The organism is Schaedlerella sp. (assembly GCF_056796775.1).
In genome coordinates this window covers 151,202-173,972 of the sequence record NZ_JBQIKP010000001.1, presented here as the reverse complement: position 1 = coordinate 173,972, position 22,771 = coordinate 151,202, and the positions used below count along the sequence as shown (strand labels likewise).

The following is a 22,771-nucleotide window of genomic DNA, read 5'->3' as shown; positions in this document are numbered from 1 at the left end:
ATGAAAGTCAGCCGCCATGCAAAAATTATTGAATTGATCACACAGCATGATATTGAGACGCAGGAGGAGCTGGCCGAATATCTTGAGGATGCAGGATTTAAGGTGACGCAGGCTACGGTTTCCAGGGATATCCGGGATCTGAAGCTGACGAAGATGTCTGTGGACGGAAGCAGGCAGAAGTATGTCATATTAAAGCCGGAGGAGGGCATGAGCGAGAAGTATATCCGTGTGCTCCAGGACGGATATGTTTCCATGGACATGGCTCAGAATATCCTGGTGATCAAGACGGTCTCAGGAATGGCGATGGCCGTGGCAGCCGCCGTTGACGCCATGAAATGGAACGAGGTGGTGGGGTGTATCGCAGGGGACGACACGATCATGTGCGCCATCCGCAGCGTAGAGGATACGGCTGCCGTGATGGAAAAGATCCGGAAGATCATTACAAAAGGAAAATAGCATTCAGTCTGCCAGACAGACTGGTTACGGAAAATAAGGAGAAGATGGAATGTTAGAAAATCTGCACGTAAAAAATCTGGCATTGATTGATGAGATCGAGGTCAACTTCCGGCCGGGGCTCAACATCCTGACCGGGGAGACCGGGGCGGGAAAATCGATTCTGCTGGGGTCGGTAGATCTGGCGCTGGGCGGCAGGTTTCATGCGGACATGCTGCGCACGGGGGCGAAGTTCGGCCTGGTGGAGCTGACCTTTACCATAGAAACCCCGGAACTGGAGGAGCAGCTTGCCGACATGGACCTCTTTCCAGAGGAGGGAAGGATCGTACTGAGCCGGAAGCTGATGCCGGGGCGCAGCGTGAGCAAGATTAACGGAGAGACGGTCAATATGGCGACCTTGAAGGATGTGGCCAGCATGCTCATCGACATCCACGGGCAGCATGAGCATCAGTCTCTGCTCCATAAGAAGAACCATCTGGCATTTCTGGATCTGTACGCAAGGGAACAGGTGGAAACACTAAAAAAAGAGACTGCAAAGGCATTCCGTACCTACCATGCATGTAGAAAAAAGCTGGATGAATCGGGGATGGATGAACGGGAGCGCCAGAAGGAGATCTCCCTGGCGGAATTCGAGGTGAATGAGATTGAGGAAGCGGGCCTGTCCGAGGGAGAGGATGAAGAGGTGGAGGCGCTTTACCGGAGGATGTCCGTCGGCAAAAAGGTGACGGAGCGGATCGCGGAGGCGTACCACTACACCAGCGAGGACGAGAGCGGCAATGCCAGCGAATTATTAAGCCGCGCCATCCATGCGCTCTCAGACGTAGAATCCGTGGATGAAGAGGGGGCCGGATTGTACAGCCAGCTGATCGAGATCGACAGCCTGCTCAACGATTTTAACCGGGAGCTGTCCGAGTATGCGAAGAGCCTGGAATTTTCCGAGGAAGAATTTTATGAGACGGAAAACCGGCTGAATGAACTGAACCATCTGAAAACAAAATACGGCAATACGATCACGGAAGTCGTGGAATATTGTGAAGAGAGAAAGCAAAGACTAAAGGAACTGGAAGATTATGAGCAGTATATGCAGGAATTGGAGGAGAACCTGAAACAATCCAGGCAGAATTATGAGAAGCAAGCCCTCTCCCTTAGAAAGGCAAGGAAAAAAGCGGCGGCTTCCTTTGTAAAGGAGATCAAAGAAGGACTTTCGGACATGAATTTCCTGGATGTCCGTTTTGAAATGCGGTTTGCAGAGCTGGAGGACTATACCGCAGACGGCATGGATGAAGCGGAATTTTATATTTCCACCAATCCGGGGGAGGCCCTGCGGCCCATGGGAAATGTGGCATCCGGGGGAGAACTTTCCAGGATCATGCTGGCCATCAAGACCGTGCTGGCCGACCAGGAGGATACGCCCACGCTGATCTTTGACGAGATTGATACGGGGATCAGCGGCATCACGGCAGGAAAGGTGGCCGAAAAGATGCATATCATCGGAGAATCCAGACAGGTTCTGTGCATCACTCATCTGGCCCAGATTGCAGCCCAGGCCGATGCGCATTATCTGATCCGGAAAAGCGCGAAGACAGGCGGAGCCCAGACGGAGATATTCAGCCTGGAGGAGGAGGCATCCGTGCAGGAGCTGGCAAGGCTTCTGGGCGGGGCGAAAGTGACTGCAAGTATATTAGAAAGTGCGAGGGAAATGAAGAGATAAAATGAAGATCGTGATTATTGGAGACGGCAAAGTCGGTTATAAGCTGACCAGACAGCTCTCCGCGGAAGATTATGATGTTGTTTTAATCGATAATAATGAGGAAAAGCTGAGAGACGCCATGAACCGCATGGACATTATCGGTGTGCACGGGGAGGGCGGCAATGTAGAGGTGCAGAAAAGCGCGGGGGTGCCGGAGGCGGATCTGGTCATCGCCTGCACCTCCACGGACGAATGCAATATGCTGAGCTGCCTGATTGCGAAACGGATCGGGGCGCTTCATACCATCGCCCGGGTACGGAACCCGATCTACTACAGGCAGATCGACATTTTAAAGGAGGATCTGCGCCTGAGTATGGCGGTCAATCCGGAGCTGACCATGGCGGAGGAGATCTCCCGGCTGGTTCTCTTTCCCAATGCAAGTAAGATCGAAACCTTTGTCAAGGGCAGGGTGGAGCTGATCGAATTTCCGGTATCAGGCGAGAGCAAGCTGCAGGGCATGTCGCTGGCTGAGATGTATAACCGCTTTCAGATCAAGGTTCTGGTCTGTGCCGCGGAACGGGGGGAAGACGTGGTAATCCCGGACGGGGATTACACCATACAGGCCGGGGACCGGCTGCACGTGGCGGCCTCCCACCAGGATATCAGCCGTTTTTTCAAGCTGCTGGGCTACCGGAAGATCAAGATGAAGAATGTGATGATCTGCGGCGGCGGGAGATCCAGCTTTTATCTGGCCCTCCAGCTGACGAACATCGGGATGCAGGTCAAGATCATTGAGAAGAATAAAGAAAAATGCGAAGGTCTCTGTGAGATGCTTCCCAAAGCAACGGTGATCAACGGCGACGCCACCAATCATGATCTGCTCATAGAAGAAGGGATCCAGGACGCGGATGCGTTTATCGCGCTGACGGGGATGGATGAAGAGAATATTATCATGTCCCTGTTCGCGAAAAGCCAGGGAGTATCCAAGATCATCCTGAAGGTGAATGAGGACCAGAGAGTGCGGATGATCGAGGACTTCGGCCTGGACAGTGTGGTGTCGGCAAAAACCGTCACTGCGGACGCCATATTGAGCTATGTGCGGGCGAGAAAAAATTCCCAGGGCAGCGCCAATGTGGAGACCATGTACCAGCTGGTGGACGAGCAGGTGGAAGCACTGGAATTTATTGTCAAAGCAAAGACAAGATATACGGATATCCCATTGAAGGAGTTGTCCCTGAAACCGAATAACCTGATCGCGTGTATCGCCAGGAAATGGCGGATCATCATTCCAAACGGGGATGACAGGATCCAGGTGGGGGATAATGTAATTGTGATCACAATGAAAAAACAGATTCAGGATATAGAGGATATTTTGTTGTAGGTGCGGACATGAATAATAGGATGACAGTGTTTATCATAAGTAAGATGCTGGGGGTAGAGGGCGTGCTTCTTTTGATCCCGGCTTTCGTGGCATTGCTTTATAAAGAAGAAAGCGCGCTGCATTTTGTGGTGGTCAGCGGGGTCCTTTTTCTGATTTTTCTGCTGGCGGGCAGAAAAAAGCCGGGAAACCGGAGGATCTATAAAAAAGAAGGGCTGCTCATTGTAGGCTCGGCCTGGATTTTGTGGTCTTTGTTCGGGGCGCTCCCGTTCTTCCTTTCGGGCAGTATCCCCAGCTATCTGGATGCTTTTTTCGAGACCGTATCCGGTTTTACGACCACCGGGTCTACGATCCTGACGGACATTGAGGCCCTGCCAAGGGGGATGGCCTTCTGGCGGAGCCTGACGCACTGGATCGGCGGAATGGGGGTGCTGGTATTTGTCATGATGCTGACATCCCTGGACGATGAAAACTCCATGCATCTGATGCGCGCGGAGGTACCCGGGCCGGAGGCGGACAAGCTGGTACCCCGTGCCAGGACTACGGCTCAGATCCTGTATGCCATGTATTTTGTACTGACGGCCGTGGAAGTGGTGCTGCTGCTGTTCGGAGGGATGAATTTTTATGACGCTCTCCTCCATGCGTTCAGTACGGCGGGAACCGGAGGCTTCTCCAATATGAATGCCAGTGTGGCACACTACGACAGTGCTTATATTGACGGCGTGATCACGGTATTTATGATTCTGTTCGGGGTGAACTTCAACCTGTATTTCCTGATCTGTCTGCGGAAATGGAAGGAAGCCTTCCAAAATGAGGAGCTGCATATCTACCTGGGGATTATCGCCGGGGCAGTGGCTGTGATCACCATAGATATCCTGCATCAGTACGGCAATGTGATGCGCGCCTTCCGATATGCCTCCTTCCAGGTGGCTGCCATCATTACCACCACGGGATTCTGTACGGCAGACTGGAACCTGTGGCCGGAGCTCTCCAAGACGGTCCTGCTCTCGCTGATGGTCGTAGGAGCCTGCGCAGGCTCCACCGGGGGCGGGATCAAGGTTTCCCGGCTGATGATCCTGCTCAAGAGCATCAAGCAGGAGACCAAGCGGATGCTGCACCCCAAGGCAGTGACGATCGTCAGGGTGAACGGGAGAAAGGTCAGCGGGGAGACCATGAACGGCGTCTACATTTATTTTATCTGCTATATCATGATCCTGCTGGGTTCGGTGCTCTTGGTGGCTTTCAACAATTTTGACTTCGGGACTACGTTCAGCGCGGTACTGACGACCTTGAACAATGTGGGGCCCGGGATCTCGCTGGTAGGGCCGGTGGAGAACTTTTCCCAGTTCTCGGGGCTGTCGAAGGCGGTCTTTTGCGTGGACATGCTGGTAGGCAGGCTGGAGATCTTCCCCTACCTGATGTTATTATCTCCGGAGCTGTGGCGGAGAAGGTTTTGAGGGGGATGCAGAAACGGATGACTATGACAGAGGTTCTGCATACGATAGTATAAACAGCCGCCGGAGACCGGCGGCGGATTGGAGAGATTTATGAAAAAAGCGAAACTGAAAGTGATGGCGGTCCTGGCCGTGCTGATCCTGGCGGCGGCGTATTATTATGCGGCGCTGCCTGCTCTGAACCTGCATTCCGCGGATATGTGGATGTTTCTGATCATGCTGGTGCTGGCCGCGGGCGCCGCCTATATCCTGAAAAAGCGGCCGACGCGCTTTGAGCTGAAAAAGCTGAAAGGCTTTAAGATCATTGAGGTGATCCTGCTGCTTCTGGTGGGTGCCTATGTGATCGGCTCCCTACTGTCCTCGCCCATCGTGAACGCAAAGAAGTACCAAAAGCTTCTGGACGTGCAGGACGGGGAGTTCATCAAGGATATCGAGGAACTTTCCTTTGACCAGATTCCCCTTCTGGACCGGGATTCCGCCCAGATCCTGGGGAATCGGAAGATGGGGAGCATGGTGGATATGGTGTCCCAGTTTGAGGTGGATGATCTGTACAGCCAGATCAATTACCAGGACCGGCCGGTTCGGGTGTCCCCGCTGCGCTATGCAAGCCTGATCAAATGGTTTACCAACCTGCGGGAGGGCATCCCGGCTTATATCAAGATCGATATGGCTACGCAGAACACGGAGCTTGTGAAATTAAGCGAAGGGATGAAGTATACCACCAGCGACCATTTTAACCGGAATATCTACCGGCATCTGCGTTTCCGGTATCCCACGTATATCTTCAATGAGCTGAGTTTTGAGATTGATGATGACGGGGTTCCCTACTGGATCTGCCCGGTGCGCAAGTACAATATCGGCCTGTTCGGCGGCATCACCGTGGGCAGAGTGATATTGTGCAACGCTATCACCGGCGAGACGCGGGACTATGCAATCGAAGAGGTGCCAGAGTGGATCGACCGGGCCTATTCCGCGGACCTGCTGGTAGAATTATATGATTATTACGGTACGCTCAAGCATGGATATTTCAACAGTGTGCTGGGACAAAAGGACTGCCTGATCACCACCAACGGCTATAACTATCTGGCCATCGACGACGATGTCTGGGTGTATACCGGCGTGACCTCGGTCAGCGGCGACCAGTCTAATGTGGGCTTTGTGCTGATGAACCAGAGGACCATGGAGACAAAATTTTATGCCATTGAGGGGGCAACTGAGACCTCGGCCATGTCCTCAGCGGAAGGACAGGTGCAGAACCTGAAATACCAGGCGACGTTCCCACTGCTCTTGAATATATCCGGGGAGCCCACGTATTTTATCGCATTGAAGGACGATGCCGGACTGGTGAAAAAATATGCCATGGTCAATGTACAGAAGTACCAGATCGTTGCCATCGGTGATACGGTCAGCTCCTGCGAGGCGTCCTATACGGATCTCATGTATGAGAACGGCATTAAGGCCGTGGCTGAGGATACCCGGGAGATCGAGACGGTGACCGCAAATATCAGCAGGATCGTCCAGGGTGTCATCGACGGAAATTCTCACTATTTCGTGATGCTCGAAGGCTCCGACGATATCTTTGATATTTCCATTGCGGAGTATATCAGCATCATCGGATTTGATGTGGGAGACAAAGTGACCATTGAATATAAGGCGGGAGAGGAGACCAACACGGTCCTTTCGCTGAACGGGAAAGAGAAGTCCCGCGTTCAAAAAGACGCGGACGACGGGACAGAAGAATAAATCCGTGAAAATAAGGAACTGCCATTTGCGTCCGGGGAGGCCGTGAATGGCAGTAATAGAAAGCAAAAAAGAAAACCTGCGGACTGCGGGTTTTCTTTTTTAAAAATACCAATGATGAAGCAACCGCGGGAACAGTCCCGAAAGAATCTGCAAACAGTCCGCAGGGCTTTTCTCAGTTGAGAACCTTGTAATCCGGGTTGTCGATATCCGGAATCTTCTCCTTCTCTAAGCTTACGCTGATATAAAATTCTATATTGTTATCCTTGGAGATTTTGTTGATCTTCTGCAAAAATACAGGCAGATTATCGACGGAAATATCAACCTGCTTCAATACGCCGTCTATGAAGATGGTCTCAATGTCGTGATTGCCTGCTACCATGCCGTATAAGAATCCGACCAGTTCCTCTAAAGTTGTGATATCGCTGTAATCAGCCATACAGATTGCGCGGATGTTAAAGTTGACGCTGGATGTGTCGCGGTGGCTTTTCTTGATCAGTACAACGTTTCCGTTGGTAGTCTTTACCTTTTCATTTGCAAGTTCAATGATCTGCTGAGTCTTTCCGCTGCCTTTCGGGCCTGTGATTAAGTATACCATGACGAATCTCTCCTTTATGTAGATGTATTTTTGAGTAATTGTCACTGCTCAAATGTCTTATACCCATTATACACTAAAGTAGGGAAAGGGACAACTAAAAAAAGGGTAAAAAAGCAAGAAAGCCAAAAAAGGGAAACTATGGGGGAGATCTGCCGCGTTTCCGGTGTATTTGCGTGATGTATAATGTGAAGAAAAACGAAAAAAATAGATACTGCGTGAGTATTGCGTCAGGCGGAATGAAAGAGTTTCCGAAAGTTTCTTAAATGTCGGGAGGTATGGAAAGTGATGATGCCTGCGGAGGTTGCGGCCTATTTTTTAAAGCACCAGAATTTGCGTCTGCGCCTGGAATTTCAGATCGTGCTCCAGTGCGCGCCGTTTCTGAAGGGCTTAAGGGCGGCAAGCCTGATCGCAATAGAGGAAAGGCTGTGTGCGGAGCTTCCGGAATTCTTCCGGGGGACGAAGGTGGTATGGAGGATCCTGGAAGTCAGAAAAGAGAAAGCGCTGGTTTTCTTTTACCGAAGGGAAGCGCTGGAGGAATCTGTGAACCGCCCCGGGATCCGGAGGATACTGGGCCGCTTCGGATACCGTGGGATGGGGCTGGAGGAGATGCTGGACACTCTGGCGGAGCGGATGGACGCGCCGGGTCGGGAGGAAAAGAGCTTCCCTCATGAGATCGGCGTGTTTCTGGGATATCCGGCCAGGGATGTGGAGGGCTTTATCCGGACAGGGGGCAGGCAGTACCTGGCGGTCGGCTATTGGAAGGTCTATCAGGATGCCATTTGCGCCGCAAGGACATTTCGGAGTTTTGATGACGCAAAAATATACGCGGTCAATGAATTTTTGTCCGGAAAATCTCTGCGGGAGATCGTGAGTGAGGGGGAGTAAGGAAGCAGGCCGGCCAGGTGGCAAAACCGCCGTTCGTGCATATCATAAAATGACGACAGATAGATACGAATGGGGGAAATATTCTGATATGGATTGTAATATACTGCTTGGAACGCTGATTCCGTTTGCCGGGACAACGCTGGGGGCAGCCATGGTCTTTTTTCTGCGGGGAGAAATGAATGAGCGCCTGCAAAAAGCTTTGCTTGGATTTGCGTCCGGAGTGATGATCGCGGCTTCGGTCTGGTCCCTTCTGATCCCGGCCATCGAGATGTCCGGGGAGCAGGGCGGGATCGCATGGGTTCCGGCAACAGTCGGATTTTTACTGGGAATGGGATTTTTACTTTTGCTGGATGCGCTGACACCGCATATCTACCAGGCGGAAGAAGAGGTCGAGGACGGATGCCGCTGTCCTGATCTGTGCAATCCCTGTGTCCGCGGCGGATGCCAAAAAAAAACAAACATGCTCGTCCTCGCTGTCACCCTGCATAATATCCCTGAGGGGATGGCGGTGGGAGTGACCTTCGCCGGCGTGCTCAATGAGAATGCGATGATCTCACTGGCAGGGGCACTGGTACTGGCCATTGGGATCGCGGTACAGAATTTTCCGGAGGGTGCTATCATCTCCATGCCTCTGCGGGCAGGAGGGATGTCAAGAAGGCGGGCATTTCTGTACGGAACCGCATCTGGGGCCGTGGAGCCGATCGCGGCGTGGATCACCATTTTGCTCACCCGCCTGGTGCTTCCGGTGTTGCCTTACCTGCTGGCATTTGCGGCAGGAGCCATGATCTATGTGGTGGTGGAAGAGCTGGTGCCCGAATCCCAGACAGGAAAGCATTCCAGCATCGGAACCATCGGGGTGGCCGCCGGGTTTGCGCTGATGATGATATTGGACGTGGCGTTGGGGTAAAAAGTTATGTTTCAAAGCCGCATAAAATAGGGAAAAGAGAAAAAATGACTTGACTTATTTTAACATTCTTCTTATAATAACATGGAAAAAGCGTTGAAGAGGAATAGTAAGAAACGGAAGCTTTTCAGAGAACTGCCGGCAGGTGCGAGGCAGGAAGCGGATCTTTCTGAACTCGCCTTGGAGTTCTTCTGCCGAAGCGCGGAATGAGGTACGATTGACACCCGGACGGCGTGGGCCGTGTGTCCGGATTCGGTTTATTGCTGAATCAATGTGCAAAGAGGGTGTCTGCAGTGATTGAGTACATGATTCCGTGTCAGTAAGCAGAAGCGGGTCTTCCCGTTACAGAAGCAATGAGTGCATCCGGCAGACTGTCTGCGGGGTGAATAAGAGTGGTACCACGGAAATTCAAAGCCCTTTCGTCTCTTAGGAGCTGTAGTAGTTATTTTCCTACAGATCTTTAGTGAAGATGAAAGGGCTTTTTTAGGGAGCTGTCAGGGAATGCCGTTGGATTCCGTGTCCGCCCCGGGTATTTCAAGGAAAGGAAGGAATTTTAAATGGCACAGAAAATTGTCTACAACCATAAGGCAATCGAAAAGAAATGGCAGGAAAAATGGGAAAAGGATCCGGTGAATCCGAAGATGGATGCTTCCGGCAATCCGAAGCAGAAGTATTACTGCCTGGACATGTTCCCCTATCCGTCCGGAAACGGGCTTCACGTAGGGCATTGGAGAGGCTATGTGATCTCTGACGTATGGAGCCGTTATAAGCTGCAGCAGGGACACTACATCGTACACCCTATGGGATGGGACGCATTCGGACTTCCGGCGGAGAACTATGCCATCAAGATGGGAATCCATCCAGCGGTGTCCACGGCGGAAAATGTGGCGAACATCAAGAAGCAGATCAACCAGATCGCAGCCCTCTATGACTGGGATATGGAGGTCAATACCACGGATCCGGACTTTTACAAATGGACCCAGTGGATCTTCGTAAAAATGTTCAAGGAAGGGTTGGCCTATGAGAAGGAATTTCCCATCAACTGGTGTCCGTCCTGCAAGACCGGCCTTGCCAACGAGGAAGTGGTGAACGGAAAATGCGAGCGCTGCGGCGCGGAGGTGACGAAGAAGAACCTGCGCCAGTGGATGCTTAAGATCACGGCCTATGCGGACCGCCTTTTGAATGACCTGGACAAGCTGGACTGGCCGGAAAAGGTTAAGAAGATGCAGAGCGACTGGATCGGAAAGTCCTACGGCGCGGAAGTGGATTTCCCGGTGGACGGACGGGAGGAAAAGATCACGGTCTATACCACGCGTCCGGATACCCTCTACGGAGCGACTTTTATGGTACTGGCGCCGGAGCACGCCCTGGCGGCGGAGCTTGCTACACCGGAGACGAAGGAAGCGGTGGAAAAATACATTTACGACGCGTCCATGAAGTCCAATGTGGACCGTCTGCAGGATAAGGAGAAAACCGGTGTGTTTACCGGGAGTTATGCCATCAATCCGCTGAACGGGGCAAAGACACCGATCTGGCTCTCCGATTATGTACTGGCGGATTATGGTACGGGAGCCATTATGTGTGTACCGGCCCACGACGACCGCGACTTTGAATTTGCGAAGAAATTTGACATCCCGATCGTCCAGGTCATTGCGAAGGACGGAAAAGAAATTGAAAATATGACTGAGGCTTATACCGAGGCTGCCGGAACTATGATCAATTCCGGGGAATGGAACGGCATGGAGTCTGCGGTGCTGAAAAAGGAAGCTCCCCATATCATCGAGAAGAGGGGCATCGGGAAGGCGACCGTGAACTTCAAGCTGCGTGACTGGGTATTCTCCCGTCAGCGTTACTGGGGCGAGCCGATCCCGATCATCCACTGTCCGGACTGCGGAAATGTGCCGGTGCCGGAGGAAGAGCTTCCGCTGACTCTGCCCGAGGTGGAATCCTACGAACCCACAGGAACCGGAGAATCCCCGCTTGCAGGCATTGAGGAATGGGTGAACTGCACCTGCCCGGTCTGCGGAAAGGCAGCGAAGCGGGAGACCAACACCATGCCTCAGTGGGCAGGCTCCTCTTGGTATTTCCTGCGCTATGTGGACAATCACAACGATCAGGAGCTGGTATCCAGGGAGAAGGCGGACGAGATGCTTCCGGTGGATATGTATATCGGTGGTGTGGAGCATGCTGTACTGCATCTGTTGTATTCCCGGTTCTATACCAAGTTCCTGCATGATATCGGAGTGGTGGACTTTGACGAGCCGTTTCAGAAGCTGTTCAACCAGGGGATGATCACCGGAAAGAACGGGATCAAGATGAGCAAGTCCAAGGGAAATGTGGTATCACCGGACGATTTGGTGCGGGATTACGGCTGTGATTCCCTGCGGATGTACGAGTTGTTCGTAGGACCTCCGGAGCTGGATGCGGAGTGGGACGACCGTGGGATTGACGGGGTAAACCGTTACTTAAAGCGTCTCTGGAATCTGGTGATGGACAGCAAGGATGCGGATGTCAAGCCGACGAAGGAAATGCTCAAGCTGCGGAATAGGATGGTGTATGACATCACCACGCGTCTGGAGAGTTTCAGCCTGAATACGGTGATCTCCGGTTTCATGGAGTACAACAACAAGTTTATCGAGCTGGCAAAGAAAAACGGCGGGATCGACAAGGAGACCTTGGAGGCAGTTGCGGTACTCTTATCTCCGTTTGCGCCGCATTTTGCGGAAGAGATGTGGGAGCAGCTGGGGCACAGTGAGACCGTGTTTACGGCGGGCTGGCCGAGCTACGATGAGTCACAGATGAAGGACGACGAGATTGAGATCCCGGTTCAGGTGAACGGGAAGACGAAGGTGGTTGTGTCCATTCCGGCGGATGCGGATAAGGACGCTGCCATTGCGGCAGGGAAGGAAGCTCTGGGAGATAAACTGAGCGGGAATATTGTGAAGGAGATTTATGTTCCGGGGAAGATCATTAATATTGTAGCGAAGTGATCGGAAAAAGTTGATATAAAGAATATTGTGTTTGGAGATATGGAAAAGTTCGCTGTAGATTGCGGAATACGACCATAAAAAGGGGCTGCCGGAAAATGGCATTTCTGCACAATACTTTGCTGTGATATGGAATCAGTCACAGCATAGATTGCGGAAAACCAGTCATTTCCCGACGGCCCCTGTGTCTATGTGTCCGGATCCTTATAGCTTCTGATAAATCTGCATTGCCTTTTTATGCCTTTCTGCATCCGCATATCGTATTTGGCTGGCTTTACTGATTCGTAACAATTCATTTTTAAAAGGGACTGTAACATTCTCATAATCTCCAGCTATCAATCCTTCTCTTTGGATGTTACTGTTCACACCCTGACCGGGCGCTCACAGTAACCTTTGGATCCAGGAAAAGAACATTAGTTCGGAAAATGCTTGCAATCATAACTTGGATGTGCTATCATAGTAAAAGAACAAATGTTTTGGATAGTGTATCATTCGGTTGGAAAAGAAGGTGTGAGGAAGTTGTTGGAGAAGATTCAGGTTCAGATGTCCGTGTATGACAAGCTGCAGATTTTATCGGACGCGGCGAAGTATGATGTGGCCTGTACGTCCAGCGGGGTGGACCGCAAGGGGGATGGAACGGGGATGGGGAACTGCCGGGCGGCAGGGCTCTGCCACAGCTTTTCTTCGGACGGCAGGTGTATTTGTCTGCTGAAGATCCTGTTTACCAATGAGTGCATTTACGACTGCAAGTACTGTATCAACCGTTCGTCTAATGATGTAGTCAGAACCTCTTTTACTCCGGAGGAGGTCTGTACGCTGACGATGGAGTTTTATCGGAGGAATTATATCGAAGGTCTGTTTTTGAGCTCGGGGATTTTGAAGAGCCCGAATTATACGATGGAGCTGATCTATGCGACGCTTTACAGACTGCGTAAGGTTTGTAATTTTCAGGGGTATATCCATGTGAAGGCGATTCCGGGTACGGATGCAGAGCTGCTTGAGAGAGTCGGGTTTCTGGCGGACCGGATGAGCGTAAACTTAGAGCTGCCTACTGCCGAAGGGCTGCGCCTTCTGGCACCCCATAAGAACCGGAAGAATATACTGGCGCCGATGCGTATGGTCCAGAACCGGATGCGGGAGAATAAGCAAGAGATCGTCCTGTATAAGAATGCGCCCCGGTTCGTGCCGGCCGGACAGAGTACCCAGATGATCATCGGGGCAACGCCGGAGACGGACTATCAGATCTTGAATGTGGCAGAAGCTCTGTATCAGAAGTTTGGATTGAAACGGGTGTTTTATTCCGCTTTTGTGGCTGTGAATCAGGATTCGGAACTTCCTGCCAGGACAGGGGAAGGGCCGCCGCTTCTGCGGGAGCATCGTTTGTATCAGGCGGACTGGCTGCTTCGGTTTTACCGATTTGAGGCAAAGGAACTGTTGGATGAGGAGCATCCGAATTTTAATATTTTTCTGGATCCCAAGTGCAACTGGGCCTTGAAGCATCTGGAGCAGTTCCCGGTGGAGGTGAACCGGGCGGATTACAATATGCTGCTTCGTGTTCCGGGAATCGGGGTCAAGTCTGCCATGCGGATCGTGAAGGCAAGGCAGATGGGGAATCTGAAGTTTGAGGATCTGAAAAAAATGGGCGTGGTCTTAAAGCGCGCGCTGTATTTTCTGACCTGCGGCGGGAAGATGATGTACCGTACCAGGCTGGATGAGGACTACATCACCAGAAACCTTCTCAATACGAAGGAGAGACTTCCGGACACGGTGTCCGGAATGACTTACCGACAGCTTTCCTTATTTGATGATATGAATTATGATTATTCTTCACATGATGCTGTGCGCTCTGTACATGGCATCCGTCCAATGCAGTGATATAATACTGCCTGATATTAATCAGAATATTTTGGCGAAAACCTGAAACGGGGGTGGGTTTGTATGAAAAAAGTATATATCTGCAGTGACACGATCACTGGGATATTTTCTGCGATTTATGATGCGTGGAAGGAGAGCAGGGACGGTGAAGCGGGGATTGAACTGCGCGGGATGCTGGATACACAGCTGTTCTGTGAATATACGGAGGTCACGGAGGAGGAGCGCAAAGCAGCGGCAGTGGAAAAGCTGATCCAGAACCACCTTGGATATAACACATACTGGGACATATATCATGCGCTCCTGTCCACGCATCCGAAAAAGGCGGAAGCCGTGTTCCACGTCATGCAGGCCGCGCGGACGGTGGGCAACAGCAAGCGTATCATGGAGCATCTGTCCGATCCGGATGTGGCCTGCGTGTTTGAGCTGAGCAGAAAGGTCGCCAACGAAGCACACCAGTTCATGGAATTTATCCGTTTCCGGGAGTTGGAAAACGGCGTCCTTTTTTCTGAGATTACACCGAAGAACCGGGTGCTGACATGCATTGCGGATCATTTTGCGGACCGTTTCCCACTGGAAAACTGGATGATCTATGATAAGACCTTTCAGGAATTTCTCGTACACCGTATGAGAAGCCAGTGGGTTCTCGTGAGCGGAGAATGCCTGAACCGGGAAGAGGCGGAGAAGGTTTCGAAAGCGGAAGCGGAGTTCGAAAGGCTGTGGCAGGGATTTTTCCAGTCCATTGCCATCAAGGAACGGGAGAACCCCATCTGCCAGAGAACCCATCTGCCGATTCATTTCCGCCAGGATATGACCGAGTTCCTTCCGATCAGAGAGGCGGTCCATTGAAGCAGCAGTTGATACGATGCCGTGACTGTTACACCTGGTCCGGATTTCACAGTTATTCATTGAGACACGAAAACACTGCATTCACGCAAAAGGTATTGCGTAATCTGAGGAAGCGGTTTAAGATAGAATCAACATCAGGAAGTAATGGACCCCATCCATTACAGCACACCAGATGAAATCTAATAGAAAGAAGGAGGTCACATGGAGAGAGAGGTTTTTATTTGGCTTGGATTGCTGATCATGTTTCTTGCCGTTGAGATCGCGACGGTCGGACTGACATCAATCTGGCTGGCCGGAGGCGCAGTGGCCGCATTGCTTTTTACCATAGCGGGACTGAATATCTGGTGGCAGGCAGGTGCTTTTCTGGCCGTATCATTCTTACTGCTTATTTTTACCCGCCCATTTGCGGTAAAATACATAAATTCCCATCATGAAAAAACAAATTATGAGGGAATTATCGGAAAAGTGGTTAGAATAACAGAGACGGTCAACAACCTGCAGGAGATGGGAACCGCAGTTGTGAACGGACTGGAATGGACGGCACGAACAGAGGAGGACGGGGTGATCTTGAATCCGGGGGATCTGGCAAAGGTCGTCAACATCTCAGGGGTAAAGCTTATTGTAAAAAAGTATGAGGAGGAATAGAGTATGAATCTCGGAATTATTATCATCATTGTCATTTTAGTCATTTTACTTTTGATCATCATTTCCAACATCAAGATTGTACCCCAGGCACATGCGTATATACTGGAACGCCTGGGCGGTTACAAGGAGACCTGGAGCGTAGGGCTGCATTTCAAGATGCCGATCCTAGATAAGGTGGCGAAAAGAGTCTCTTTGAAGGAACAGGTTGTAGACTTTGATCCGCAGGCCGTGATCACAAAGGATAACGTAACCATGCAGATTGATACGGTGGTATTTTTCCAGATTACAGACCCGAAGAAGTATGCATACGGTGTAGAGAGCCCGATCGCCGCAATTGAAAACCTGACGGCAACAACTCTGCGTAATATTATCGGCGACCTGGAATTGGATGAGACATTGACCTCCAGGGAGACCATCAACACTAAGATGCGGACGATCCTGGACATTGCCACTGATGAATGGGGAATCAAGGTCAACCGTGTAGAACTGAAGAACATTATGCCTCCGAAAGCCATTCAGGACGCCATGGAAAAGCAGATGAAGGCGGAGCGTGAACGAAGAGAAGCCATCCTTCGCGCGGAAGGTGAGAAGAAATCTACCATCCTTGTAGCGGAAGGTGAGAAGGAATCCTTGATTCTGGAAGCAGAGGCTTCCAAGGAAGCTGCGATTCTGAAGGCAGAAGCGGAGAAGCAGAAACGGATCCGGGAGGCCGAAGGTCAGGCAGAAGCCATCCGTACGGTGCAGAAAGCGACCGCGGAAGGTATCGAGTTTGTAAAGGCAGCGGGTGCGGATCAGGCAGTGCTGACGCTCAAGAGCCTGGAGGCATTTGTGAAGGCGGCTGACGGCCAGGCTACGAAGATCATCATCCCGTCCGAGCTGCAGGGGATCGCAGGGCTGACGAAAACCATTGCGGAAGTTGCCCACATCGATGACGCAAAATCGGAGTGACCGGAAGTATGGCGAGAATACTGATACTGGAAGATGAAAACACTAGCCGGACGGCGTTGGTAAAAATGGTGAAAAACATATCTGCGGAAATCACGGTGGATGCGGCGGCAGACCTGGCGAAAGCCAGGCTGCTGCTCGGCAGCACCGTTTCTTTTGATTTATTCTTTTTGGATGTGAACTTAAAGCCCGGGGAAGAGGGGGATATATCCGGTATCCAATTTGCGGAAGAGATCCGAAGCATTCGGAAGTACGAATTTACGCCTCTGGTCATGATTACTTCTGTAGCCGGACTGGAGATGGAAGCATATCGAAGGCTGCACTGCTATCAATACGTAGTGAAGCCCTATATTCAGTCGGAAGTGGGGGAGATCGTCAGGAAAGTGCTGTTCCATCTTCATGCGGGAACCCGGCCTTCGATTATGGTAAAGAAAAATGGCGTCAACTATAAGATCTTCTGCGATGAGATCATGTTCTGCCGGGCAATCCCGCGGGGGGTCTGCCTGCAGCTTAAAAGCGAGCAGATCGAAGTGCCGTATCTTTCGATCCATAAGCTGCTGGAAAAGCTTCCGGAGGGGATGTTTTTCCAATGTCACAGGACATTTGTCGTTAACCGCAATGCTGTTAAATATTATGATCTGGTCAATCAGGTGATTCAGGTAGAAGGCTCCTCGGAATGGATCGATATCGGAGTGACCTTCAAGCCGGAAGTCAGGAGGATCTTATATGGTGAAAAGCAGAACTAAGCTCCTGTACAGAATTTTATGTACTATATCCCTTGTGATTGGCCTGTATCTGGTGACAGACCTGATGTTCAGCGGTACTCTGAATGTGAAAATGATCATCGTATTTATCCTGGTCATGACATGGATCATCTGGGGAGCCGTAGACTGGAAGCTGAGCAGCGATCTGATCCGGAATCAGGAAAAGGAGCTGAAAATGTACCGGCTCTATATCCAGCCTCTGGAAGAGCTGGTAAAGGAAATCCGGGTCAGGCAGCATGAATTTGACAATCATATCAACGCGATCCTGAATATGCATCTGACGGTAGACAACTATGAGGAACTGGTGGAAAAGCAGTCGCGGTACATCCTGGAGATCCGCCGTGACAGCGCCGGCAAGTTCCTGCCGCTTCTACGGATCAGCGACAAGGTGCTGGCGGGTTTTCTGTACAGCAAGATCGTCAGTTCTCCGGAAAATGCGGATACAGACGTTGAGGTGCGCAACTGGCAGATTTTATCCAGGACATCGGAACACAGCCTGATCGAGATCGTAGGGGTACTGGTGGACAATGCTTATGAGGCAGTCTCGGAGAAAGGCGGCCGGGTCAGGATCTTCCTGGATTCCCGGGAGGATCAGATGGTATTCGAGATTCTGAATGAATATCGAAGGATTCCTTTTGAAGAGCTGGAGAAGTTTTTTGAAAACGGGTACACGACTAAGGATTCAAAAACCGGAAGACGGGGAGTCGGACTTGCGAGGGTCAAGTCTTTGATCCAAAAGGCGGACGGAGAGATCACGATTGCCCAGGAAGTGATTGAAGAGAAAAATTATATCCATATTACAGTTGTTATATGATGTGGGACGGAACAATGGAAACGGAACAGACAGTAGTGAAAATCTCAGTCCGTAATCTGGTAGAATTTATTCTGCGGGAAGGGGACATTGACAATCGTACGGCAGGCAGCATGGAGCGTGACGCCATGCTGCAGGGGAGCAGGATCCACCGCAAGATCCAGAGGCGGATGGGTTCTGCTTACTGTGCTGAGGTTCTGCTGAAAATACAGTGTCCCTGCGACGGTTTTACTCTCCAGGTGGAGGGGCGGGCGGACGGAATCATGGCGGAAGAGGGCAAGACAGTCATTGACGAGATCAAAGGAGTCATGCGGGAGCTGGAGCAGGTTCGGGAGCCTGTGGGCGTCCATCTGGCTCAGGCCAAGTGCTATGCTTACATATACGCCTCCCAGAATGGGCTGGAAGAGATCGATGTGCAGATGACCTACTGCAATCTGGAGACCGAAGAGATCAAGCGGTTCCGTCAGCAATATCAGCTGGAAGAACTGGAACACTGGTTCATGGATCTGGTGCATGCTTATGAGAAATGGGCCGGATTCCAGATTGTATGGAAAAAAGAGCGGAACGCGTCCATCCGCAGAACAGAATTTCCATTTCCCTACCGTGAGGGACAGAGGGATCTGGCGGCTTCTGTTTATCGTACGATCCTGCGCCGAAAAAAGCTATTTATCCAGGCACCTACCGGGGTGGGGAAAACGATGGCGACCGTATTTCCCACAGTACGGGCCATGGGAGAGGAGTTGGGGGAGAAGCTGTTTTACCTGACGGCAAAGACTATCACCAGAACCGTTGCGGAACAGGCATTTCAGACACTTCGTAGCCAGGGGCTGCTGTTTAAGACCATCACCCTGACTGCCAAGGAAAAAATCTGCTTTTGTGAGGAAACGGAGTGTAATCCGGATGCCTGCCCCTATGCAAAGGGGCACTATGACCGGGTCAATGACGCAGTGTTCGACTTGATCACAAACGGCTGTGATCTGACACGCAATGTACTGGAAGCCCAGGCGGAGAAGTATCAGGTCTGTCCCTTTGAGATGGCGCTGGATGTTTCGATATGGGTAGATGGTGTGATCTGCGATTATAATTACGTATTTGACCCGAATGCCCATTTGAAACGGTTTTTCTCAGAGGGGAACAAGGGGGGCTATCTGTTCCTGATTGATGAGGCGCACAATCTGGTGGAGCGTGGACGGGAGATGTACAGCGCGGAGATATATAAAGAAGAGATCCTGAAGATGAAACGTCTTGTGAAAGCAGAGGATCCCAGGCTGGCAAAACGGCTGGAGGAGTGCAACAGGCTGCTTTTGGAGATGAAGCGGGAATGTGAAAATTATACCGTATTGGACGAAGTACGCCCTGCAGAAGAGGATGCGGGATATCAAGTCGTGGAAAGTGTTTCCCATGTTGCTCTGAAATTGATGAATGTATTCGGTGAACTGGAACGCTTCCTGGAGGAATGCCAGGATCCGAAGAAACGGGAGGAGATTCTGGAGTTTTATTTCCAGGTCCGGGATTTTTTGAATATTTATGACATCCTGGATGAAAATTATACGATTTATACGGAACTGGAACGGCAGGGACGTTTTAAACTGAAGCTGCTGTGCGTAAATCCTGCGGCAAACCTGCAGAAGTATCTGGAACGGGGGAACAGCACCGTATTTTTTTCTGCTACGCTGCTGCCCATCCATTATTATAAAACGCTTTTGAGCGTGGAAACAGAGGATTACGCCGTTTATGCCAGATCCACCTTTCCAATGGAAAACAGGCTGCTCCTTCTCGGGACGGACGTGAGCACCAGATATACCCTGCGGGGGAAGGAAATGTACCGCAGGATCGCACTCTATATTCTGGAGACAATCCGGGCAAAGCGGGGCAATTATATGATCTTTTTTCCATCCTACCGTTTCATGGAAGATGTATATGAATTTTTCCAGATCGAGAGAAAAGAGGAAGACAAGATTGAATGTGTCCTGCAGTCGCAGTATATGGGGGAGGAGGCGAGAGAGATTTTTCTGGAAACCTTTGAGGAGGCCCGGGAGGATTCTCTGGCGGGCTTCTGCGTGATGGGCGGCATATTCTCGGAGGGAATCGACCTGACAAGGGACCGTCTGATCGGAGCCGTGATTGTGGGGACAGGGCTGCCCCAGGTCTGCAATGACCGGGAAATCCTGCGTTCCTACTTTGACGGCAGGAAACTGTCCGGCTTTGACTATGCCTATCTGTATCCCGGCATGAATAAGGTCCTGCAGTCTGCCGGGCGTGTGATCCGCACGGAGGAGGACCGGGGCGTGATTCTTCTGCTGGATGAGCGGTTTTTAGGAGCCAGGTACCAGGGCACATTTCCAAGGGAATGGAGCGGCATACAAACCTGCAGACTGGGGGATTTGAGTGAGAAACTAAAAAATTTCTGGGGAAACGGAAGGATTTAGCCGAAATCCCATATTTTTCTTAACTTTTTAGGCAATGGGCCGATATAACTAACAGAGGATAATAATTGGTTTTCCTAATGAAAAGAAAAGGAGGAAATGAAGTGAAAATCGGTGATAATTATCAAAATATCCAGAACAATTATGCTTATGTTAATGCGAATAATGTAGCGGCAGCTTCCAAGGTTGCCGCGGAGAAGAAGGATGGATCAGCGGATGCGGCGGCAGTGGGTGCGGCAACCCCGAATACAGACCGTGCGGAATTCAGCGCTGATACAAAGGTTACAAACAAGATGAGTGATTCCGAGAGGGCGGCTCTGGTAGAAAGCCTGAAGTCAGACCTGGACAACCAGATGTCACGCTTCACCAACATGATGATGCAGACATTCAACAAGCAGGGAATCACAGGCCTTACAGCAGGCAGCGACGCATTCTGGCGTCAGATCGCAAGCGGCAACTTTACCGTAGATGCTCAGACCAAGGCAGAGGCTCAGCAGGCTATTTCCGAAGACGGATACTGGGGAGTAAAGCAGACCTCACAGAGAATCTTCGACATGGCGAAGGCGCTTGCAGGAGACGATCCCGCTAAGATGAAAAAGATGCAGGACGCGGTGGAAAAAGGTTTCGAGCAGGCAACTGCTTCTTGGGGCAAGGCCCTTCCGGGTATCTGCGATGATACGCACAGCGCAATCAATGGAATGTTTGAAGAATATTATAAGAACGCAGGTGTGGAAAAATAAAGTACATACGAAAAAGAGAAAGCATAGTAAAAGATACTGCGAAAGGAATGGAGAAACAGCGCTCCATTCCTTTTTTGAGCTGCGGGATATGTACAGCGTCTTTTAGAATATTATATTCGGAATGAGCATATTTGTAGAGAGAGCATCAAAGAACTGGAGGCGTTAGAATAATTGAGAAAAAGAAAGAAGTGTTACTATGAGGGCATTTATTGCCGTTGAAAACAGACCGGCGCATATACTTACGCCGGTCTGTCAAGATTCGTGATCATTCGATTGCAATATATCTTGGCTGTTCTTCGATTGCCTTCGGTACTTCCTTCGGAATACTCAGCCGCAGGATTCCATCGGAGAATGCTGCCTTGATGTCATCCTGGGTCAGTTCCTTGCCCACATAAAAGCTTCGGTTGCAGGAGCCAGTATAGCGCTCCTTACGGATGCATTTTCCCTTAGAATCATGTTCTTCCTTCGCCTCATTTCTTGAAGCGGTGATGGTGAGATAGCCGTCCTTCAAATCTGCCTTGATATCTTCCTTCTTGTATCCTGGAAGCTCCATCTCTACCAGATAGTTGGCATCATTTTCATGAATATCTGTCTTCATGATCTGCGATGAGGCACTTCCAAAGGGCCTCTCGAAAAATGGATCGTTGAAAAAGTTGTCGATAAAATTTCTGTTTGATAGTAACATATGTCATCCCTCCATGTGTGATTTGAAAAAGTATTGTTATCTTTGTTCTATAAGAACTATAGCACAAATTATTAGCACTGTCAACTGATGAGTGCTAATAATTTGTGAAGATTCTATGAAATCATGATCAGGATTCCCAGGTAACAGGCTTTTTATGCAATTTTATAATAGAACTTGCCCGGAACGGTTCTTTTGCGTTATACTTAGAAGGCAGTGCAATAAAATATTTCAGTGATATAGAATGGAGAAAAAAGTGAAGGACAAACTGACGAAAAGTGATGTAAAGAAGATTGAAGAGGAGATAGAGCACCGGAAGCTGGTAGTCAGAAAGACGGCAATTGAGGCGGTGAAGGAAGCCAGGGCGCACGGCGACCTGAGCGAGAATTTTGAGTACCATGCGGCCAAGAAGGATAAAAACCAGAATGAGAGCCGGATCCGGTATCTGGAGCGGATGCTGAAAAATGCGGTGATCGTGGATGACAGCTCAGCGGAGGATGAGGTTGGGATCAACAATACGGTAGAGCTCTATATTGAGGAGGATGACGAGACAGAAGTTTATCGGCTGGTGACCTCCATCCGGGGCAGCTCCCTGAACGGGCTGATCAGTATTGAGTCGCCGCTGGGAAAGGCGATCATCGGACATAAGGTGAATGACAGAGTATATATTAAGGTCAATGACGATTTCGGTTATTACGCCGTGATCAAAAAGATTGAGAATACGCAGGAGGAAGAAACAGATCATATACGCAGCTATTAACTATTTCATTCAGGAGTTTTAAAAGCTGCCTGCCGGGAAATGGCTGCATCCATACAGCATAGGTCATGTGGATGCAGTCATTTCCCGGCAGGCAGCTTTTTATATCATACCAACCTATGTAGAAAGTCTGCCAGCGGCAGGCTTTCTACATGCGGGAATGCTGTAACAGACAGAGATTTTTGTTTTCT

General features: G+C 50.5%; 19 protein-coding genes and 1 other annotated feature. Of the genes, 17 read left to right on the top strand and 2 right to left on the bottom strand.

What is annotated here, in order from left to right:
* From argR to ACTOY7_RS00700, 5 genes are all read left to right on the top strand, one after another.
* Entirely contained in the window at positions 1-456 is a 456-nt protein-coding gene (gene argR / locus ACTOY7_RS00720) for an arginine repressor (RefSeq protein ID WP_160281442.1), read from the top strand.
* Between the two features lie 49 nt (positions 457-505).
* Positions 506-2,164 carry a DNA repair protein RecN gene (gene recN, locus ACTOY7_RS00715; RefSeq protein ID WP_300884439.1) on the top strand — a complete coding sequence of 553 codons (1,659 nt, stop codon included), beginning with the start codon at positions 506-508 and terminating at the stop codon, positions 2,162-2,164.
* Position 2,165: 1 nt separating this feature from the next.
* Positions 2,166-3,524, top strand: coding sequence for a Trk system potassium transporter TrkA (gene trkA, locus ACTOY7_RS00710; RefSeq protein ID WP_160281444.1), 1,359 nt, complete (start codon positions 2,166-2,168; stop codon positions 3,522-3,524).
* A gap of 8 nt (positions 3,525-3,532) precedes the next feature.
* The gene (locus tag ACTOY7_RS00705) at positions 3,533-4,978 is read left to right on the top strand and encodes a TrkH family potassium uptake protein (RefSeq protein WP_300884438.1); all 1,446 of its coding nucleotides are present in this window, start codon (positions 3,533-3,535) and stop codon (positions 4,976-4,978) included.
* 90 nt (positions 4,979-5,068) lie between these two features.
* Entirely contained in the window at positions 5,069-6,718 is a 1,650-nt protein-coding gene (locus ACTOY7_RS00700; protein ID WP_482671372.1) for a CvpA family protein, read from the top strand.
* A gap of 172 nt (positions 6,719-6,890) precedes the next feature.
* On the opposite strand, the gene ACTOY7_RS00695 is transcribed toward ACTOY7_RS00700, so the two are convergent.
* Positions 6,891-7,313: a hypothetical protein gene (locus tag ACTOY7_RS00695; RefSeq protein WP_160281447.1), complete on the bottom strand. Its 423-nt coding sequence runs from the start codon at positions 7,311-7,313 to the stop codon at positions 6,891-6,893.
* Between the two features lie 285 nt (positions 7,314-7,598).
* Here ACTOY7_RS00695 and ACTOY7_RS00690 point away from each other — a divergent pair, with 285 nt between their 5' ends.
* The 11 genes from ACTOY7_RS00690 to ACTOY7_RS00640 all read left to right on the top strand — a co-directional run bounded on the left by ACTOY7_RS00690 (position 7,599) and on the right by ACTOY7_RS00640 (position 21,141).
* Positions 7,599-8,198: a DUF3793 family protein gene (locus ACTOY7_RS00690; protein ID WP_160281495.1), complete on the top strand. Its 600-nt coding sequence runs from the start codon at positions 7,599-7,601 to the stop codon at positions 8,196-8,198.
* 88 nt (positions 8,199-8,286) lie between these two features.
* On the top strand, positions 8,287-9,105 hold the full coding sequence (locus tag ACTOY7_RS00685) for a ZIP family metal transporter (RefSeq protein WP_160281448.1): 819 nt from the start codon (positions 8,287-8,289) through the stop codon (positions 9,103-9,105).
* An 84-nt stretch (positions 9,106-9,189) separates the two neighbouring features.
* Positions 9,190-9,532, top strand: a binding site (T-box leader).
* 127 nt (positions 9,533-9,659) lie between these two features.
* Positions 9,660-12,092: a leucine--tRNA ligase gene (gene leuS / locus ACTOY7_RS00680; protein WP_160281449.1), complete on the top strand. Its 2,433-nt coding sequence runs from the start codon at positions 9,660-9,662 to the stop codon at positions 12,090-12,092.
* Positions 12,093-12,632: 540 nt separating this feature from the next.
* Positions 12,633-13,964 (top strand): putative DNA modification/repair radical SAM protein, encoded by a 1,332-nt coding sequence (locus ACTOY7_RS00675; protein ID WP_482672409.1) that lies wholly within the window; start codon positions 12,633-12,635, stop codon positions 13,962-13,964.
* Positions 13,965-14,027: 63 nt separating this feature from the next.
* A complete protein-coding gene (locus ACTOY7_RS00670) occupies positions 14,028-14,810 on the top strand; it encodes a TIGR03915 family putative DNA repair protein (protein ID WP_160281450.1) in 783 nt (260 codons plus the stop codon).
* 201 nt (positions 14,811-15,011) lie between these two features.
* On the top strand, positions 15,012-15,455 hold the full coding sequence (locus tag ACTOY7_RS00665) for an NfeD family protein (RefSeq protein WP_160281451.1): 444 nt from the start codon (positions 15,012-15,014) through the stop codon (positions 15,453-15,455).
* A gap of 3 nt (positions 15,456-15,458) precedes the next feature.
* The gene (locus ACTOY7_RS00660) at positions 15,459-16,403 is read left to right on the top strand and encodes an SPFH domain-containing protein (RefSeq protein WP_160281452.1); all 945 of its coding nucleotides are present in this window, start codon (positions 15,459-15,461) and stop codon (positions 16,401-16,403) included.
* Between the two features lie 8 nt (positions 16,404-16,411).
* Complete coding sequence (locus tag ACTOY7_RS00655; protein ID WP_160281453.1) at positions 16,412-17,146, top strand: LytR/AlgR family response regulator transcription factor; 735 nt, start codon at positions 16,412-16,414, stop codon at positions 17,144-17,146.
* The gene (locus ACTOY7_RS00650) at positions 17,127-17,978 is read left to right on the top strand and encodes a sensor histidine kinase (protein ID WP_160281454.1); all 852 of its coding nucleotides are present in this window, start codon (positions 17,127-17,129) and stop codon (positions 17,976-17,978) included. Before ACTOY7_RS00655 ends, ACTOY7_RS00650 begins: the two co-directional genes overlap by 20 nt.
* 14 nt (positions 17,979-17,992) lie before the next feature.
* Positions 17,993-20,404, top strand: coding sequence for an ATP-dependent DNA helicase (locus ACTOY7_RS00645; RefSeq protein ID WP_300884432.1), 2,412 nt, complete (start codon positions 17,993-17,995; stop codon positions 20,402-20,404).
* Positions 20,405-20,505: 101 nt separating this feature from the next.
* Positions 20,506-21,141: a hypothetical protein gene (locus ACTOY7_RS00640; protein WP_160281456.1), complete on the top strand. Its 636-nt coding sequence runs from the start codon at positions 20,506-20,508 to the stop codon at positions 21,139-21,141.
* Between the two features lie 265 nt (positions 21,142-21,406).
* Here the strand turns inward: ACTOY7_RS00640 and ACTOY7_RS00635 are convergent, their stop codons facing one another.
* Positions 21,407-21,826 (bottom strand): Hsp20/alpha crystallin family protein, encoded by a 420-nt coding sequence (locus ACTOY7_RS00635; protein WP_160281457.1) that lies wholly within the window; start codon positions 21,824-21,826, stop codon positions 21,407-21,409.
* Between the two features lie 253 nt (positions 21,827-22,079).
* On the opposite strand from ACTOY7_RS00635, the gene ACTOY7_RS00630 reads away from it, so the two are divergent.
* Complete coding sequence (locus ACTOY7_RS00630) at positions 22,080-22,583, top strand: GreA/GreB family elongation factor (protein ID WP_160281458.1); 504 nt, start codon at positions 22,080-22,082, stop codon at positions 22,581-22,583.
* Positions 22,584-22,771: the final 188 nt, after the last annotated feature.

Coding starts and splice junctions, on each gene's coding strand:
- argR (WP_160281442.1), top strand. CDS start 1: ATGAAAGTCAGCCGCCATGCAAAAATTATTGAATTGATCACACAGCAT.
- recN (WP_300884439.1), top strand. CDS start 506: ATGTTAGAAAATCTGCACGTAAAAAATCTGGCATTGATTGATGAGATC.
- trkA (WP_160281444.1), top strand. CDS start 2,166: ATGAAGATCGTGATTATTGGAGACGGCAAAGTCGGTTATAAGCTGACC.
- ACTOY7_RS00705 (WP_300884438.1), top strand. CDS start 3,533: ATGAATAATAGGATGACAGTGTTTATCATAAGTAAGATGCTGGGGGTA.
- ACTOY7_RS00700 (WP_482671372.1), top strand. CDS start 5,069: ATGAAAAAAGCGAAACTGAAAGTGATGGCGGTCCTGGCCGTGCTGATC.
- ACTOY7_RS00695 (WP_160281447.1), bottom strand. CDS start 7,313: ATGGTATACTTAATCACAGGCCCGAAAGGCAGCGGAAAGACTCAGCAG.
- ACTOY7_RS00690 (WP_160281495.1), top strand. CDS start 7,599: ATGATGCCTGCGGAGGTTGCGGCCTATTTTTTAAAGCACCAGAATTTG.
- ACTOY7_RS00685 (WP_160281448.1), top strand. CDS start 8,287: ATGGATTGTAATATACTGCTTGGAACGCTGATTCCGTTTGCCGGGACA.
- leuS (WP_160281449.1), top strand. CDS start 9,660: ATGGCACAGAAAATTGTCTACAACCATAAGGCAATCGAAAAGAAATGG.
- ACTOY7_RS00675 (WP_482672409.1), top strand. CDS start 12,633: ATGTCCGTGTATGACAAGCTGCAGATTTTATCGGACGCGGCGAAGTAT.
- ACTOY7_RS00670 (WP_160281450.1), top strand. CDS start 14,028: ATGAAAAAAGTATATATCTGCAGTGACACGATCACTGGGATATTTTCT.
- ACTOY7_RS00665 (WP_160281451.1), top strand. CDS start 15,012: ATGGAGAGAGAGGTTTTTATTTGGCTTGGATTGCTGATCATGTTTCTT.
- ACTOY7_RS00660 (WP_160281452.1), top strand. CDS start 15,459: ATGAATCTCGGAATTATTATCATCATTGTCATTTTAGTCATTTTACTT.
- ACTOY7_RS00655 (WP_160281453.1), top strand. CDS start 16,412: ATGGCGAGAATACTGATACTGGAAGATGAAAACACTAGCCGGACGGCG.
- ACTOY7_RS00650 (WP_160281454.1), top strand. CDS start 17,127: ATGGTGAAAAGCAGAACTAAGCTCCTGTACAGAATTTTATGTACTATA.
- ACTOY7_RS00645 (WP_300884432.1), top strand. CDS start 17,993: ATGGAAACGGAACAGACAGTAGTGAAAATCTCAGTCCGTAATCTGGTA.
- ACTOY7_RS00635 (WP_160281457.1), bottom strand. CDS start 21,826: ATGTTACTATCAAACAGAAATTTTATCGACAACTTTTTCAACGATCCA.